The following is a 14,812-nucleotide window of genomic DNA, read 5'->3' as shown; positions in this document are numbered from 1 at the left end:
CGCGCCGCCCGACAACCCGGCGACGCGCTCAAGTCGTGCCTCAATCCATCACCGAGTCAGTGCCCGTATCTCCCCGCAAGCCACACCGTCGCGTAAGCCCCGACCGTCACCACTCCCGAAGCCGGCAGCCAGCCCCGTCCCTGCTCCGCATCAGCCGTGACCGCACCGAGGTTGCCAGCCCCGGCGCCGTCGTAGTCGCGCGAGTCCGTGTTCAGCACCTCGTGCCAGGTGCCGCCCCATGGAAGACCGATGCGCCGGTCGCGGATCTCCTGGCCGGAGAAGTTCGTGATGCAGACCACTGCGTCCTCGGCGCGGCCGTAGCGGGCGAAGGCGATCAGGTTGCCGTCGGCGTCGGCGGTGCCCCAGTGGGTGGCGCCGGGGTCGTCGTCGCGGGACCAGAGGGCCGGCTGCTCTGTGTAGCGGCGGTTCAGGTCGGCGACCAGGCGGGTCACGCCGTCGCCGTCGGCGGCGTCGGCCCACCAGTCCAGGCCCCACTGCTCGCTCCACTCGGCGCGCTGGGCGAATTCGGCGCCCATGAACAGCAGGTGCTTGCCGGGGAAGGCCCACTGGTACGCCAGCAGGCCGCGTAGGCCGTCCTTCTGCTGGCCGCGCCAGCCCGGCAGTTTGCCGGCCAGGGAGCCCTTGCCGTGGACCACCTCGTCGTGCGACAGCGGGAGCAGGTCGTGCTCCATGAAGGCGTACGCGGACGGCCTGCGGAGGTCGTCCCAGTGGTGGCGGCGGAACAGGGGGTCGACGGTGAGGCAGGTCAGGGTGTCGTTCATCCACCCGAGGTTCCACTTCACGTCGAAGCCCAGGCCGCCGTCGGCGACCGGGTGCGTCACGCCGGGCCAGGCCGCCGACTCCTCGGCGACCATGACGACCGAGGGGTGCCGGTCGTGGACCTCGTTCGTCAGCATCTTGATGAAGTCGAGGGCCTGCAGGTTCGCGTTGCCGCCGAAGCAGTTCGGCTCCCACGTCCCCGGCGCGCGCGAGTAGTCCAGGAACAGCATCGAGGACACGGCGTCGACGCGGAGGCCGTCGGCGTGGAACTCCTCGATCCAGTACAGCGCGCTGCCGATCAGGAAGTTCTGGATATCGGGGTGCCCGAAGTCGAAGATCAGGCTGCCCCAGTCCGGGTGCTCGCCGCGACGCGGGTCAGGGTGCTCATACAGGGCCGCGCCGTCGAACCAGGCCAGGGCCCAGTCGTCGCGCGGGAAGTGCGCCGGGACCCAGTCCAGGATCACCGCGACGCCGGCCCGGTGGAAGGCGTCGATGAGCCGCCGGAGCCCGTCCGGGTCGCCGAGGCGGGCGGTCGGGGCGTAGAAGCCAGTGGTCTGATACCCCCACGATCCGCCGAAGGGGTGCTCCATGACCGGCAGGAACTCCACGTGCGTGAAACCCAGGCCCGCGACGTGCCCGACCAGCTGCTCGGCGAGCTGGTCGTAGGACAGCCCGGGCCGCCAGGACGCCAGGTGCACCTCGTACACCGACATCGGCTCGTTGAACGAGTAGCGCTCGCCGGTGCGGTGCCGCGCCATCCAGGCCTCGTCAGTCCACTGATGCCGGGAGTCGAACACCACCGAGGCCGAGGCCGGCGGCGTCTCGGCGGCGAACGCCACCGGATCGGCCTTCAGCCGCCACACCCCGTCCCGGCCGAGGATCTTGTACTTGTACCGGTGGCCGGGCCGGGCGTCGGGCGCGAAGCCCGACCAGCGGCCGGAGTCGTCGCGCCGCAGCTCCACGCCGCGGTGCGGGTTCCAGTCGTTGAAGTCGCCCTCGACGTTCACCTGCTGGGCGTTCGGCGCCCACACCGCGAACTCGACACCGGTGACGCCGGTGACGCCGGTGATCCCGTCGACGCCGCCGGACTCCTCGACCCGCACGTGCGCGCCGAACCGCCGCCAATAGCGCGAGTCGTCCGGCACGGAAAGCGACGACCAGTCGACATCAATATCCTGAATGTCCTGCAAGCGCGTCCCGCCGGCTCCCACGGCGGTTCCCCCGTTCCACGTCACGGCAGCAACCCCGCCGACTCCAGCAGGTTGCCCTCCGGGATGCGCACGGGCTCGCGGTCCGGCGCATCGTGGCTGCGCCACAGGTTCGGCGGCCGCTTGACCTTGGCCTTGGTCACCACGCTGGAGTAGATCCCGGCCGTGGCCACCGCGACGTCGTCCCAGCCATAGCGCTCGCGCACCATCGTGCGCGCGGCGTCGGCCATGGCGCGCGCCGCCTCGCGGTCGCTGATCAGGGAACTGACAGACTCGGTCAGCGCCTCGGCGTCCCGGACCGGGAACCGCAGGCCGGTCACGCCCGGCTCGACGATCTCGGCCAGCCCGCCGGTCTTCGAGACGGCCAGCGGCGCGCCGGCGGCCGCGGCCTCCAGCGCCACCAGGCCGAAGGGCTCGTAGATGCTCGGCACCACCATCGCGTCGGTGGAGGCCATGGTCGAGGACAGGCCGCGGGCCGGCACGAAGCCGGTGAAGCTGACCTCGCGGTGCAGGTCCAGGCGTCCGACGGTGGCCTCCAGCTCGCCGCGCTGCGGGCCGTCGCCGGCTATCACCACGCGCAGCCCGGGGTGCCGGCGGCGCAGCTCGGGCACGGCGTGCAGCAGGTGCTGGACGCCCTTCTCGTAGACCAGGCGGCCGGCGAACCCGATCAGCGGCCCGTTGCCGGCGTAGCGGGAACGCGCGGCGGCGACGTCCATCCGGTTGGGCGACCAGCGCGGCAGATCGACGCCGTTGGGGATGACGGCGGTCTTCGCGGCGGACACCCCGAGCAGGGCGTCGACTTCCCGGCCCATGTACTTGGAGCACACCAGCACCCGCTCGGCCTCCGAGCCGAGCCAGCATTCGACGGAGTGGATCGCGCGGTTCAGGTCGCCGGGGAGCCAGCCCTGGTGGCGTCCGGCCTCGGTGGCGTGCACGGTCGCGACCAGCGGCACCCGCAGGTGGTCGCGCATGGTGATCGCGGTGTGGGTGACCAGCCAGTCGTGCGCGTGGACCAGGTCGAACTCGCCGGTGTCGGCGGCGTGCAGGGCGGCCCGGGTCAGGGCGTGGTTGAAGGCCATGGTCCAGGCGAGCAGGTGCGGGGTGTCCAAGGGGATGGCCGGCGGGTCGGCCGGCGCGCGCACCACGCGCACGCCCTCGATGATCTCGTCCAGCGGCGCGCCGGGGGCGTGCCGGGTGGCGACGGTCACCTGGTGGCCGGCCCGCGCCAGGTTCCGGGCCAGCGCGTGGACGTGCCGGCCCAGGCCGCCGACGACCACCGGCGGGTACTCCCAGGAGAGCATCAGGATCCGCAGGCTCCGGGAAGCCGGCCGGGGCGGCGCCGGGACCGTGGTCCGGACCACCGCCATCGCGTCGTTCTCTTCTTTCGTCATCGTCAGCTCGCGCACTGGTGCGGACATGGGCATTGCTCCCCTTGGTTGTGCTCGGTGGTTCATGTGCGGTCGAAAAATCTGGTGGTCCAGCAGCGCAGGGCCTCGGCCACCGACCACGCCTGGAACGGGCAGCCGGTGGTGGCATGGGGGGCGGCGCCGTCGGCGGTCTCGGAGACCGAGCCGAGCCCGGCTTCGCCGAGGTGGCCGGGGAGTCCGCCGAGGACAGTCGCGGCCGGGTCATTGGCCGGATCGCTGGCCGGGTGGTTGGCAGCCGGCACATCGGCCGATCCGCCGGCTGAGGCAGCCGCGGCGGCGACGGCATCGCGGTACGGCCCGAGCAGCCACGGCCACACGGTGCCCTGGTGGTACGCGGCGTCGCGCTGCTCAGAGGATCCTTGATGGTGCCTCTGGTAAGCCGGGTCGTCCGGCGACAGGGTGCGCAGACCCAGCGGAGTCATCAGCTTCTCGCCGACGACCGCTGCCGGTGCCTGCCCGCGCAACGGCGCGTACGGGAGGCTGTAGGCGAGCAGCTGGTTCGGACGCAGCGACGCGTCATCTCCGGCCGGGCCGTCGACCACGTCGTAGAGCCCGCAGTCCGGATTCGGGAAGCGCCGTCGGAACGAGGTCGCGGCGGCCTCGCGCCGGTGCAGGACGGCCGTGGCGTCGCGGCCGGTCGCCTTGTACAGATCGGCGACGGTTCCCAGTGCGTTGATCCACAGCGCGTTGATCTCGACGGCCTTTCCACTGCGCTGCGTAATCGGCCGACCGTCGACCCGCGCGTCCATCCAGGTCAGCGCATACCCGTCGGCGCCCTGCGTCAGCAGCGAGTCGGCGGGGTCCACCCGGATGCCGTAGCGGGTGCCGTCCAGGTGCGCCTGCAGGATGCCGTCCAGGGCCGGGACCAGCTCGGCGGCCAGGTCCGCGTCGCCGGTGGCGGCGACGTGCCGGCCGACGGCGTGCACGAACCACAGGGTGCCGTCGGCGGTGTTGTACTCGACCGAACCGGTGTCGGCGGTGTTGGCGAGCATGCCCTCGGACAGCGTCGCGGCGTAGGCGCGCAGCAGGCGGCGGCCCTCGTCGGCACGCTGCGCGCTCAGGAACAGGCCGTCGTAGGACAGCATCGTGTCCCGCGACCACGTCCCGAACCACGGGTAGCCGGCGATCACATCCGGCGCCAGCGTCCCGTCGGCGGCCGTTCGGTCGATGACGAACGCGTCGGCGGCCAGCAGCAGGTCGGCGGAGACCGGGTCGGAGCCCTTGGCCTCGATCGCGGCGGCGCGGTCGTGGGCTGCGGCGACGATCTGCGCGGCCGGCGACGGGGCGGCGTCCAGGTCGCCGGCCCACGCTGTGACCTCCAGGGTCTGCCCGGGGCCCGCCAGCGCGGCCGAGAAAGACCCGGCGAACCACAGGTCCTCCCGCGCGCCGAGGCCGCGTGCGGCTTCCTCGCGTAGGTAGACGTCGCGGTACCACTGGCCGTCGGGGGTCCAGCCGGGCCCGGCGAGGCGGTAGGCGTCCTCGACGACCACGCCGTCGGCGGTCGGGCGCAGCTGCGGGTCACCGCCCCCGGCGAACCGGTCGCCGTGCTGGTCGCGCCAGGTGCACATTGCTTCGACGCGCAGCGTCACCGGGCCGCCGGCGAGCAGGCGGTAGACGTAGCCGTAGGCGGGGCGGCCGTGGACCGCGGCCAGTTCGGCCTCCAGCACGATGTCGCCAACCCGCCAACGCCAGCGCGGGAGTCCGTGCGAAAGGGTGAAGCTCTCCAGCAGCGTGTGGCCATCCGGGGCGATCGCGCCGGAGGCCCACTCGTGCACGGCCAGCCGCACCTCGGCCCTGGAGGGCGTCACGAGCACCGGATCGAGGCTGGCCAGACCGACCCGGCGCGCGCTCCCGCCGTTCTCCGCCGCCACTAACAGAGCGTGATACCTGCGGGTCCGAAGCCCGCTCGCAGTTCCCATGGCATAACCACCAACGCCATCGGGTACAAGCCATTCCCGGGCCGCGCCCTCAGAGAGGTCGCCGCACAGCCGGGTACCGAAGACGTGCGCTTTGGAGATCGCCACGACCGCCATATTCGCAGTGGTCTTTATCGAGCGCATTTCGTGAGTGCTGCGTAGGGTCGAACCGCAACGGTACCCAAGGAACGCGAGGGCACGCGGTGACCACAGCAGAGCAGGCGCGGCTGGACCAGTACGACGGCGAGGAAAACGAGCCCTGGCGTGCGTGGGGTCCCTATCTGTCGGAGCGAGCCTGGGGCACCGTCCGCGAGGACTACTCCCCCGGCGGCACGGCCTGGGACTACTTCCCGCACGACCACGCGCGGTCGCGGGCCTACCGCTGGAACGAGGACGGCCTGGCCGGCGTCTGCGACATCGACCAGTACTTCTGCTTCTCCCTGGCGTTCTGGAACGGCCGGGACCCGATCCTGAAGGAGCGGGCCTTCGGCCTGACCGGCAACGAGGGCAACCACGGCGAGGACGTCAAGGACTACTGGTGGTACCTGGACTCCACGCCGACCCACTCCTGGATGCGCTGGCGGTACCACTACCCGCAGAACGAGTTCCCGTACAACGACCTGGTCGGCACCAACCGCTCCCGGGGCACGCAGGACCCGGAGTACGAACTCGTGGACACCGGGACCTTCCAGGACGACCGGTACTGGCGCATCACCGCCGAGTACGCGAAGTCCGGGCCGGAGGACATGTGCATCCGCGTGAAGGTGGAGAACAAGGGTCCGGACGAGGAGACGCTGCACGTCCTGCCGCACATGTGGTTCCGGAACACCTGGTCGTGGGGCCTGGCCGGGCGCGAGGCGGTCCCGGTGCTGACCGGCGACGTCGGCACGCTGGTCGGCGAACACCGGCTGCTCGGGCGGCTCGCGCTGATCGGCTCCGGCGAGCCCGAAGCGCTGGTCTGCGACAACGTGACGAACGACCGGCGGCTGTGGAACGGCGACGGCCCGGCGTATCCCAAGGACGGGATCAACGACCACGTGGTCTCCGGCGCGGACACCGTCAACCCGGAGCGCCGCGGGACCAAGGGGGCGCTGCACTACGTCCTGACCGTCCCGGCCGGCGGCACCGCGGAGATCCGGCTGCGGCTGCGCTCGGAGGGCCCGGACAGCGAGGCCGTGGGCCCCGCGGACCTGGACACCGGCTTCGAGGAGCTGATGGCGCGGCGCGAGGCCGAGGCCGACGAGTACTTCGCGGAGCTGACCCCGGACGCCTGCACCGCCGACGAGGCGAACGTGCTGCGCCAGGCGGTGGCCGGGCTGATGTGGTCCAAGCAGTACTACCACTACAACGTCTCGCGGTGGCTGGAGGGCGACCCGTCGCAGCCCACGCCGCCGGAGGGCCGGGAACACGGCCGGAACACGCACTGGTGGACGCTGTCGGCGCGCGACGTGATCCTGATGCCGGATCCGTGGGAGTACCCGTGGTTCGCGGCCTGGGACCTGGCGTTCCACTGCGTGGCGCTGGCCGAGATCGACCCGAAGATGGCCAAGGAGCAGCTGCTGTTGCTGCTGCAGGAGTGGTACCTGCACCCCAGCGGCCAGGTCCCGGCGTACGAGTGGGCGTTCAGCGACGACAACCCGCCGGTCCAGGCCTGGGCCGCGCTGCAGATCTACCGCGCCGACGGCTGCCGCGACCACGTGTTCCTCAAGCGGGTGTTCCACAAGCTGCTGATGAACTTCACGTGGTGGGTGAACCGCGTGGACGCCGACAGCAACAACGTCTTCGAGGGCGGCTTCCTCGGCCTGGACAACATCGGCCCCTTCGACCGGGACGCCGGGGTGCCGACCGGAGACGTGCTGGAGCAGAGCGACGGCACCGCCTGGATGGCGATGTACTCGCTGAACCTCATGGAGATCGCGCTGGTGCTGGCCGAGCACGACCCGGTCTACCGCGAGCTGGTGATGAAGTTCTTCGAGCACTTCGGCCTGATCGCCGCCGCCGCGAACAAGATCGGCCTGTGGAACGAGGAGGACGGCTTCTTCTACGACGTGCTGCGCACCCGCGACGGCAGCACCATCCCGATGAAGGTCCGCTCGGTCGTGGGCCTGCTGCCGCTGGTGGCGACCACGTCGGTGCGCGCCGAGGCCATGGACGCCGTCCCGGAGCTGCGCAAGCGGGTGAAGTGGTTCTTCGAGAACCAGACCGACAAGGCCGACCTGCTGATGGGCTGCGTCGACATGAACAAGTCGCACCGGCTGCTCACGATGATGACATTCGAGCAGCGGCCGCGCGTCCTGGAGCGGATGCTCGACGAGGGCGAGTTCCTGTCGGACCACGGCCTGCGCGCCCTGTCCCGGGTGCACAAGGACCAGCCGTACCGGCTGAACGTCAACGGCACCGACTACAGCGTCAGCTACGAGCCGGGCGAATCGCACACCACGATGTTCGGCGGCAACAGCAACTGGCGCGGCCCGGTCTGGTTCCCGGTGAACTACCTCCTGATCGACGCCCTGGACCGCCACCAGGACTTCTTCGGCGACGGCATCACGATCCCCTACCCGACCGGCTCCCAGAACCAGGCGACGTACGGCGCGATCGCCGACGACCTGGCGCACCGGCTGGTCGGCGTCTTCCTGAACGACGAGGCCGGCCGGCGGCCGGTGTTCGGCGACGTGAAACTGTTCCAGGAGGACGAGGCCTGGCACGACCAGATCCCGTTCCACGAGTACTTCCACGGCGACACCGGTGCCGGGATCGGGGCTTCGCACCAGACCGGATGGACGGCGCTGGCGATCAACCTGCTGCTGCGCAAGGGGCGGCCGCGGCGGACGGCGGCGATGGAGGAGGCGGTTGAGGCGGAGATCGAGGCTGAGCGGGAGGAGTAGCGGCCACGAACACCGGCGGTTGCCAGCGGGAAATCGGCACCGAATTCATGGCACCGGAGCAGGGCGGGTCGCGCTAGCGCGGGCGGCGGGCGGGCTGGTACGGCACCGCCAGCCGCCGCCCCTGCCAGGCACCGGCAATCACTCACGCATAAGCCGGGGCATCGAATTCCTGGCACCGGAGCCGGGGCGACTCAAACAGTCGCAGTGACAGCGGCGACCTCGCTGGCAGCCCGCACAAAGGCCGCCACCACCGTCGAGCGTGAATCCTGCGGCCAAGCGACCGCGAGCATGGCCGGCCGCAGGTCCTTCACCGGCAAGTAGACAATGTCAGGGCGCGGATACCGCGCGGTGAGCGAGGCGGGGAAGAAGCAGACCGTCCGACCCAACTCGATGAGTCGGAAGACCTCCGGCAAGTCTGAGCCGCCGGACCGAGAGCCGTAGCTCGCCCGCCCGAAGCTGTCGACACCGAGACTGCACACTTGCGCCGACACAGGGCCCTGATCCGCGGGCTCGCCGCCGGGCATCATCCGGCCGGCCAAGTCGGCGAGACAGACCTCTGAGTAAGCCGCCAACGGATCAGTCGCCGCGACCGCCAGCAGGAACGGCTCACTCAACAACGGCTCGAAGTCCAGGCCAGCGCCCCGAACATCGCCCGGGTCCAGCACCAGCGCAACATCGGCGCGCCCATCGCGCAGTGCCGCCACCTGCTCCCCGTATCGCCCGAGCACGAACGCGACCGGCTGCCCGGTCTCCTGCGCCGCGTAGGCATCCAAAATCCGCGGCAGCAGCCCACCGTCGACGTCCGCCTTCAGCGCGACCCGCAGCTGTGGCGTCGCCTCCCCCGCGTGCTGCGCACGCCGTCCCGCCGCGCTGACCGCGTCCAGCGCCGTGCGTGCGTCCTGCAGCAGGACCTCGCCGGACGGCGTCAGCTCCACTCGGCGCGTCGTCCGCTCCAGCAACGCCACGCCGAGCTGCCGCTCCAGCTCGCGGATCGCGCGCGACAACGGCGGCTGCGCCATCCCCAGCCGCTCGGCCGCGCGCCCGAAGTTCAGCTCCTCCGCCACCGCGACGAAGTACCGAAGCTGGCGCGTCTCGAGCTCATTCATACCTCCACGGTATCAAAGGCGACCGAAGCGGTCCTTCAGCTCCGGGTGCACCCCGGATTGACTGGGTGGTGAGGATCCGCCGACTTCGGGCGGACCGAACGAAACAGGAGACATCCATGCGCGCCATCGCAGTATCCGAAATCGGCGGCAAGCCCGCGCTCGTGGACCGGCCGGCGCCGAGCCCGGGTCCGGGTGAGGTCCTGGTGCGGATGACCGCGGCGTCCTTGAACCCGGTCGACATGAGCGTCGCCGACGGCCTGTTGTCGCTGCCGACGACCCGGCCGCTCGTCCTGGGGACGGACGGCGTGGGCACGGTCGTCGAGGTCGGCGCGGCGGTGACCGGGTTCGCGCCGGGGGATGTCGTCCACGGCCAGTTCTTCGACGCCCCGCTGGGCCGCGGCACCTTCGCCGACTACGCGGTCATCGCCGCATCGCCCAGCCACGGAGCGCTGCGCCGCGTGCCGGACGGCCTGTCCGTCGAGGTCGCCGCCGCGCTGCCGACCGCGGGCATGACGGCCCTGGGCGTCGTGGAGTCCCTGGACCTGGGACCCGGCCGGTCGATCCTGATCGTCGGGGCCACCGGCGGCGTCGGGGTGTTCGCCGTGCAACTGGCGGCGGCACGCGGAGCCGACGTCGTCGCCACGGCACGGGCCGACGCGGACGAGTGGATCCGCGGCCTCGGGGCGTCGCAGACCATTGACTACACCGCGAACGACGTCGCCGAGGTGGTGCGCAAGACCCATCCCGACGGCGTCGACGTGTTCCTCGACCTCACCCGCGACCGGGAGCGCTTCGGCACGTACACCGCTTTGGTCCGCGATGGCGGCTTCGCGATCTCGGCGACCAACACAGCCTCCCCGGAGCTGCTCGCCGCCGAGCGGATCACCGTCGTCAACTACATGATGCAGGACAAGCCGGGTCTGCTGGCCCGCATCACCGAGGAAGCCGTCGCCGGGCGGATCAGCGTGCCCGTCGAGCGGAGCATCGCGCTGGACCAGGTCCCCGAAGCCCTGGCTCGGTACGCGGTCGGCGGGGCACGGGGCAAGACCGTCGTGCAGATCTGAGCTCGCCGAAGGCGTTCCCGGCGCTCCCGATGCTCCGGCGTCCCTACTCCGACCAGTCGGAGTTCTTGATCACCTCGACGAAGTCGCCGCGCACGAAGCCGGGCACGAAGTGCTCCAGCACGTCCGCCTTGACGTTGCCGAACGTGGTCTCGGGACGCTCGCGGATGCCTTCGGTGAAGGCGGCGAGGATCTGGTTCTTGAAGCCGGGGCGGGGGTGCGCGGCGACCACCGCGGCCCGCTCCTCGTCGGAGACCGCGTGGTAGCCGATGCCCAAGACGTCCAGCTCGACGCCCCGGGTGACCAGCGCGATCTCCGGCGCCATGTGGAGCGGGATCTCGGGGGTGGTGTGCAGGGCGATGCCGGTCCAGACCCGGTCGGCCGGGTCGCCGGTGATGCCGTGCGCGGCCAGGAAACGGCGGGCCTCGTCGGCGCCGTCGATCTCGAAGCGCTGGTCGGTGCGGCGGTAGCGCGGGGTCAGGCCGAGGTCGTGGAACAGGGCGCCGATGTAGAGGAGTTCGGGGTCGAAGGCGAGGCCTTGCTCGCGGCCGCGCAAGGCGCCCCAGAGGTAGACGCGGCGGGAGTGGTGGAAGAGGAGCGGGGAGGCGGCGTCGCGGACGAGGTCGGTCGCTTCGCGGGCGAGGGTGCTGTCGGGGATCTGGATGCCGGCGATGGTTGTCTGGGCGGTTGTCTCGGCGGTTGTCTCGGCGGTTGCCTCAGCGGGTGTCTGAGCTGTCTCGGCGGTCATGGTTCCTCCAGGTGCGCTCTTGAACGGGTGCTCTTTCTGCTGTGTCTCCACGGTCGCTCGGGGGCGTAGGCTGGGGCCATGTCCTTCCAGCCACATGAACCACAGATTCAGACATGACGACGCACCGCGTGGGGATCGTGGTGTTCGACGGGGTCACCATGCTGGACGTGAGCGGCCCGTCTGACGTGCTGCACCAGGCCGGTCGCGTCGCCGAGGCGTACGAGCTGGTGCTGGTGTCGGCGCGGGGCGGGCAGGCCGCGACGTCCAACGGCCTGGCGCTGTCCGGCGCCGTGACCCCCGCCGACGCCGGCGCGCTGGACACCGTCGTCGTGGCCGGCGGCGACCGGCTCGCCGAGGAGCCGCTGGAGCGGGAGCTGCTGGACGCGGTCGCCGAGGTGGCCGCACGTGCCACCCGCGTGGCCTCGGTGTGCACCGGCGCGTTCGTGCTGGCCGAGCTGGGCCTGCTCGACGACCGCCGCGCGACGACGCACTGGCGGCACGCCGAGCGCATGGCGCGCCGCTATCCGCGCGTGCACGTCGAGCCGGACGCGATCCACGTCCGCGACGGCCGCTACGTCACCTCCGCGGGCATCAGCGCCGGCATCGACCTGTCGCTCGCGCTGGTCGAGGAGGACCACGGCGCCGACGCGGCGCGCGCCGTCGCCCGCGAGCTGGTGGTCTTCATGCAGCGGCCCGGCGGCCAGTCGCAGTTCTCGACCGCGCTGGAGACCCCGCCGCCACACACGGACCTGCTGCGCGACCTGATCGCCGACGTCCTCGCCGACCCGGCCGCCGACCACACCCTGCCGACGATGGCCGCCCGAGCCGCGGTGAGCTCCCGGCACCTGACGCGCTTGTTCAACTCCGAGCTGAACACCACGCCGGCGCGGTGGTTGGAGAACGTGCGCCTGGACCGCGCGCGGCAGCTGCTGCTGTCCGGCCACAGCGTGACGACGGCCGCGCGCGCCAGCGGCTTGGGAAGCGACGAGACGCTGCGGCGGGTGTTCGCGAAGCACTTGGGGACGACGCCGAGCGAGTATCGGATGCGGTTCGCGACGACGGCGCGGGTGTCAGGGGGCTGACGGCGACAGGGCCGCTCGCAAACACCCGCGGGCGGATCGAATCCTCCCTACGATCGCGCCCATGACGATCTCGCTGGAGGAACTGGCCGCGCGCCTCGACCGCGTCGAATCCGAGCTGGCGCTGCACCGCTTGGCGCACGACTACTGCATCGGCGCCGACCACCGCGACCTGCCGCGCTGGGAGTCGGTGTGGACGGCCGACGCGGTCTGGGAGGCGGGACCCGACCACGTGATGACCGGCATCGAGGCCATCCGCAGCGCGGTGCGGGAGCAGTGGGAGACCTTCCCGGTGATGCAGCACGCCACCGCCAACCACACCGTCGAGGTCGCGGGCGCCACCGCGACCGGCCGCAGCGACCTGGTGCTGCTGCTGCAGCTGCCGGACCTGCGCTGGGTGGTCGGCGGCGGCACGTACGAGGACGGATACCGACGCGGCGAGGACGGCCGGTGGCGGATCGCGCACCGGCGGGTGGTGCGGCCCTTCGACCTGGCTCCGCTGGCGGCCAGCGATGGCGCCGGGCACGTGACGGAGGACGGGACTTATGTCGGCGGGCTCGAGATCGCCGAGTCGGAAGTCTGATTCAGTGATTCACTTCGCCGGATCGACGCCTCCAGTGTTGCCAGCCCCGGCCATCGATCCGGTACCGCTGCTGGGCCTTCATCACCTTGTCGAACTTGTGTTTGCTGTGCCCGAGCGCGAGCAGGTTGTCGACCTTGCGCACTCCCCGACTAGCCGGGAGGCACCGCGACCGCGAAGCTGAAGGCAGCCGTCGAGCAAGCACGACCGATGAGGAGACACGCACTGTGCGCCGTTCCGTCTACACCGAGGACCACGAGGCCTTCCGCCAGATGATCAGGGACTTCATCGCCGAGGAGGTGGTCCCGGTCCACCCCGAGTGGGAGAAGCAGGGCCACGCCCCGCGCGAGTTCTACTACAAGCTCGGCGAGCTGGGCCTGTTCGGCATCGAGGTGCCCGAGGAGTACGGCGGCGCCGGCGAGGCCAACGGGTTCAAATACCAGGCCGTCACCACCGAGGAGCTGATGCGCGCCGGGGTGAGCTTCGGCGGCTCGTCGGTGCACACCGGGCTGGTGCTGCCGTACCTCATGGAGTTCGCGAACGACGAGCAGAAGCAGCGCTGGCTGCCGGACTTCGTCTCCGGCGCGATGATGACCGCGATCGCGATGACCGAGCCGGGCACCGGCAGCGACCTGGCCGGCATCAAGACCACGGCGAAGCTGTCGGAGGATGGCACGCACTACGTGCTCAACGGCGCCAAGACCTTCATCACCGGCGGCGTGCTGGCCGACCGGGTCCTGGTGGTGGCGCGCACCGCTCCGTACGACCCGGAGAACCGCCGCGCCGGCCTGTCGATCCTGGTCGTGGACACCAAGTCCCCGGGCTACGCGGTCGGCCGCAAGCTGGAGAAGATCGGCCTGCGCACCTCCGATACCGCCGAGCTGTCCTTCACCGACGTCGAGGTGCCGGTGGAGGACCTGCTCGGCGAGGAGGGCAAGGCGTTCTCCTACCTGACGCACAACCTGGTACCCGAGCGGCTGGGTATCGCCGTGTCCGCGGTCGCCGCCGCCGACGCCGCGATCCAGTTCGCCCTCGCGTACACCAAGGAGCGCGAGGTGTTCGGCACCCCGGTCGCCTCGTTCCAGAACACGAAGTTCGTGCTCGCCGAGTGCACCGCCGAGGTGACCGCCGGGCAGGCGATGATCGACCGCGCCATGGACCTGTACGAGGCCGGGGAGCTGACGGTCGCCGACGCCGCCGGGGTGAAGCTGTTCACGACGGAGATGGCGAGCCGGGTCATCGACAAGTGCCTGCAACTGCACGGCGGGTACGGCTACATGCTGGAGTTCCCCATCGCGAAGCTGTACGCCGACAACCGCGTGTACCGGATCTACGGCGGCACGAGCGAGGTCATGAAGTCGGTGGTCGCGAAGTCGCTCGGGTTGTAGCTGCACTTGTCGCCAGCACTTGTAGCCACCGCACCGGGTTTTGGGCGCTGTTGACCTGTGTGTGGGTGGCTGGGGTGCGGCGGGTGCGGTTGGTTTGTGGTTTTTAGAAGCTTTTTACGGCTTCGCGCATGGTTTGATGACCTCGCGGGGGGACGCAGTTCGGTTGTGCCCCGTGGGTTGCGCTGGCGGCTGGCCGGTTGTCGTGGACACGACCGCGCGGCGGTCCGAGTCACTGCGCACACGTCATGCAGGCGGCTGTCTGCCGCGTGTGGTGGGTGCCAAAAATCAAGAGCAGGCGCCTGCGCGGCGAGCGGCCTCGGCTCGGAGGGATGGGGGTCGCGTAGTCAGGCGGCGGACGCTGCTTGTGGTCGCCTACTGTCCCGGTTCCCTCATCGCTGTCGGCGCCGTGAACGGAATCAGGCCGGCCAGGCGGTATCAAGTCGGATCACCGCCGCTGTGGTCTGGCCTCGTGCGACTTGACACCGCCTGTCCGACCTGATTGGCAGAGCCCGCCGACAGCGACAGTCAGTCCATGATGGTCGTGGGCGCCACGGTCTGGGTCTGACCCGGACAGCGACCGACACCCCGGGTGTTGCGGGGTTGTCCTTCCCTCGATCTGTCGGCCCGGGTCGTG

General features: G+C 70.9%; 11 protein-coding genes. 5 read left to right on the top strand and 6 right to left on the bottom strand.

Features of this window, described 5'->3' with window-relative positions; translation table 11 throughout:
* Positions 1-56 precede the first annotated feature (56 nt).
* Genes glgB through GWK61_RS29550 form a run of 3 tightly spaced genes read right to left on the bottom strand, consistent with a single transcriptional unit; the run spans position 57 to position 5,475 of the window.
* Positions 57-1,970, bottom strand: a complete 1,914-nt coding sequence (glgB, locus tag GWK61_RS29560; RefSeq protein WP_228563147.1) for a 1,4-alpha-glucan branching protein GlgB — start codon at positions 1,968-1,970, stop codon at positions 57-59.
* 41 nt (positions 1,971-2,011) lie between these two features.
* Positions 2,012-3,406, bottom strand: coding sequence for a glycosyltransferase family 4 protein (locus GWK61_RS29555; RefSeq protein WP_194914069.1), 1,395 nt, complete (start codon positions 3,404-3,406; stop codon positions 2,012-2,014).
* A 32-nt stretch (positions 3,407-3,438) separates the two neighbouring features.
* Positions 3,439-5,475, bottom strand: coding sequence for an amylo-alpha-1,6-glucosidase (locus GWK61_RS29550; protein WP_194914067.1), 2,037 nt, complete (start codon positions 5,473-5,475; stop codon positions 3,439-3,441).
* A 59-nt stretch (positions 5,476-5,534) separates the two neighbouring features.
* On the opposite strand from GWK61_RS29550, the gene GWK61_RS29545 reads away from it, so the two are divergent.
* Positions 5,535-8,216: an MGH1-like glycoside hydrolase domain-containing protein gene (locus tag GWK61_RS29545; RefSeq protein ID WP_194914065.1), complete on the top strand. Its 2,682-nt coding sequence runs from the start codon at positions 5,535-5,537 to the stop codon at positions 8,214-8,216.
* Between the two features lie 191 nt (positions 8,217-8,407).
* On the opposite strand, the gene GWK61_RS29540 is transcribed toward GWK61_RS29545, so the two are convergent.
* Positions 8,408-9,322 (bottom strand): LysR family transcriptional regulator, encoded by a 915-nt coding sequence (locus GWK61_RS29540; protein ID WP_194914062.1) that lies wholly within the window; start codon positions 9,320-9,322, stop codon positions 8,408-8,410.
* Between the two features lie 116 nt (positions 9,323-9,438).
* Between GWK61_RS29540 and GWK61_RS29535 the strand changes: the two genes are divergently transcribed.
* Complete coding sequence (locus tag GWK61_RS29535; protein ID WP_194914060.1) at positions 9,439-10,386, top strand: NADP-dependent oxidoreductase; 948 nt, start codon at positions 9,439-9,441, stop codon at positions 10,384-10,386.
* Positions 10,387-10,429: 43 nt separating this feature from the next.
* Here the strand turns inward: GWK61_RS29535 and GWK61_RS29530 are convergent, their stop codons facing one another.
* Complete coding sequence (locus tag GWK61_RS29530; RefSeq protein WP_194914058.1) at positions 10,430-11,131, bottom strand: HD domain-containing protein; 702 nt, start codon at positions 11,129-11,131, stop codon at positions 10,430-10,432.
* Between the two features lie 113 nt (positions 11,132-11,244).
* Between GWK61_RS29530 and GWK61_RS29525 the strand changes: the two genes are divergently transcribed.
* Together GWK61_RS29525 and GWK61_RS29520 are read left to right on the top strand one after the other, a co-directional pair.
* Positions 11,245-12,213: a GlxA family transcriptional regulator gene (locus tag GWK61_RS29525; protein ID WP_194914057.1), complete on the top strand. Its 969-nt coding sequence runs from the start codon at positions 11,245-11,247 to the stop codon at positions 12,211-12,213.
* 61 nt (positions 12,214-12,274) lie between these two features.
* A complete protein-coding gene (locus GWK61_RS29520) occupies positions 12,275-12,793 on the top strand; it encodes a nuclear transport factor 2 family protein (protein ID WP_194914055.1) in 519 nt (172 codons plus the stop codon).
* Position 12,794: 1 nt separating this feature from the next.
* Here GWK61_RS29520 and GWK61_RS29515 read toward each other — a convergent pair whose 3' ends face one another.
* Positions 12,795-12,935, bottom strand: a complete 141-nt coding sequence (locus GWK61_RS29515; RefSeq protein ID WP_194914053.1) for a hypothetical protein — start codon at positions 12,933-12,935, stop codon at positions 12,795-12,797.
* A gap of 82 nt (positions 12,936-13,017) precedes the next feature.
* Here GWK61_RS29515 and GWK61_RS29510 point away from each other — a divergent pair, with 82 nt between their 5' ends.
* Positions 13,018-14,178: an acyl-CoA dehydrogenase family protein gene (locus tag GWK61_RS29510; RefSeq protein WP_194914051.1), complete on the top strand. Its 1,161-nt coding sequence runs from the start codon at positions 13,018-13,020 to the stop codon at positions 14,176-14,178.
* Positions 14,179-14,812: the final 634 nt, after the last annotated feature.

The organism is Catenulispora rubra (assembly GCF_015356825.1).
GTDB classification, from domain to species: Bacteria; Actinomycetota; Actinomycetes; order Streptomycetales; family Catenulisporaceae; genus Catenulispora; species Catenulispora rubra.
The sequence above is the reverse complement of the archived record's forward strand: the minus strand, read 5'-3'. Positions and strand labels throughout refer to the sequence as shown.

What these genes read in the sequence shown, in the direction of transcription:
- GWK61_RS29540 (WP_194914062.1), bottom strand. Translation starts at nt 9,322, where the DNA reads ATGAATGAGCTCGAGACGCGCCAGCTTCGGTACTTCGTCGCGGTGGCG.
- GWK61_RS29530 (WP_194914058.1), bottom strand. Translation starts at nt 11,131, where the DNA reads ATGACCGCCGAGACAGCTCAGACACCCGCTGAGGCAACCGCCGAGACA.
- GWK61_RS29550 (WP_194914067.1), bottom strand. Translation starts at nt 5,475, where the DNA reads ATGCGCTCGATAAAGACCACTGCGAATATGGCGGTCGTGGCGATCTCC.
- GWK61_RS29525 (WP_194914057.1), top strand. Translation starts at nt 11,245, where the DNA reads ATGACGACGCACCGCGTGGGGATCGTGGTGTTCGACGGGGTCACCATG.
- GWK61_RS29535 (WP_194914060.1), top strand. Translation starts at nt 9,439, where the DNA reads ATGCGCGCCATCGCAGTATCCGAAATCGGCGGCAAGCCCGCGCTCGTG.
- GWK61_RS29555 (WP_194914069.1), bottom strand. Translation starts at nt 3,406, where the DNA reads ATGTCCGCACCAGTGCGCGAGCTGACGATGACGAAAGAAGAGAACGAC.
- GWK61_RS29520 (WP_194914055.1), top strand. Translation starts at nt 12,275, where the DNA reads ATGACGATCTCGCTGGAGGAACTGGCCGCGCGCCTCGACCGCGTCGAA.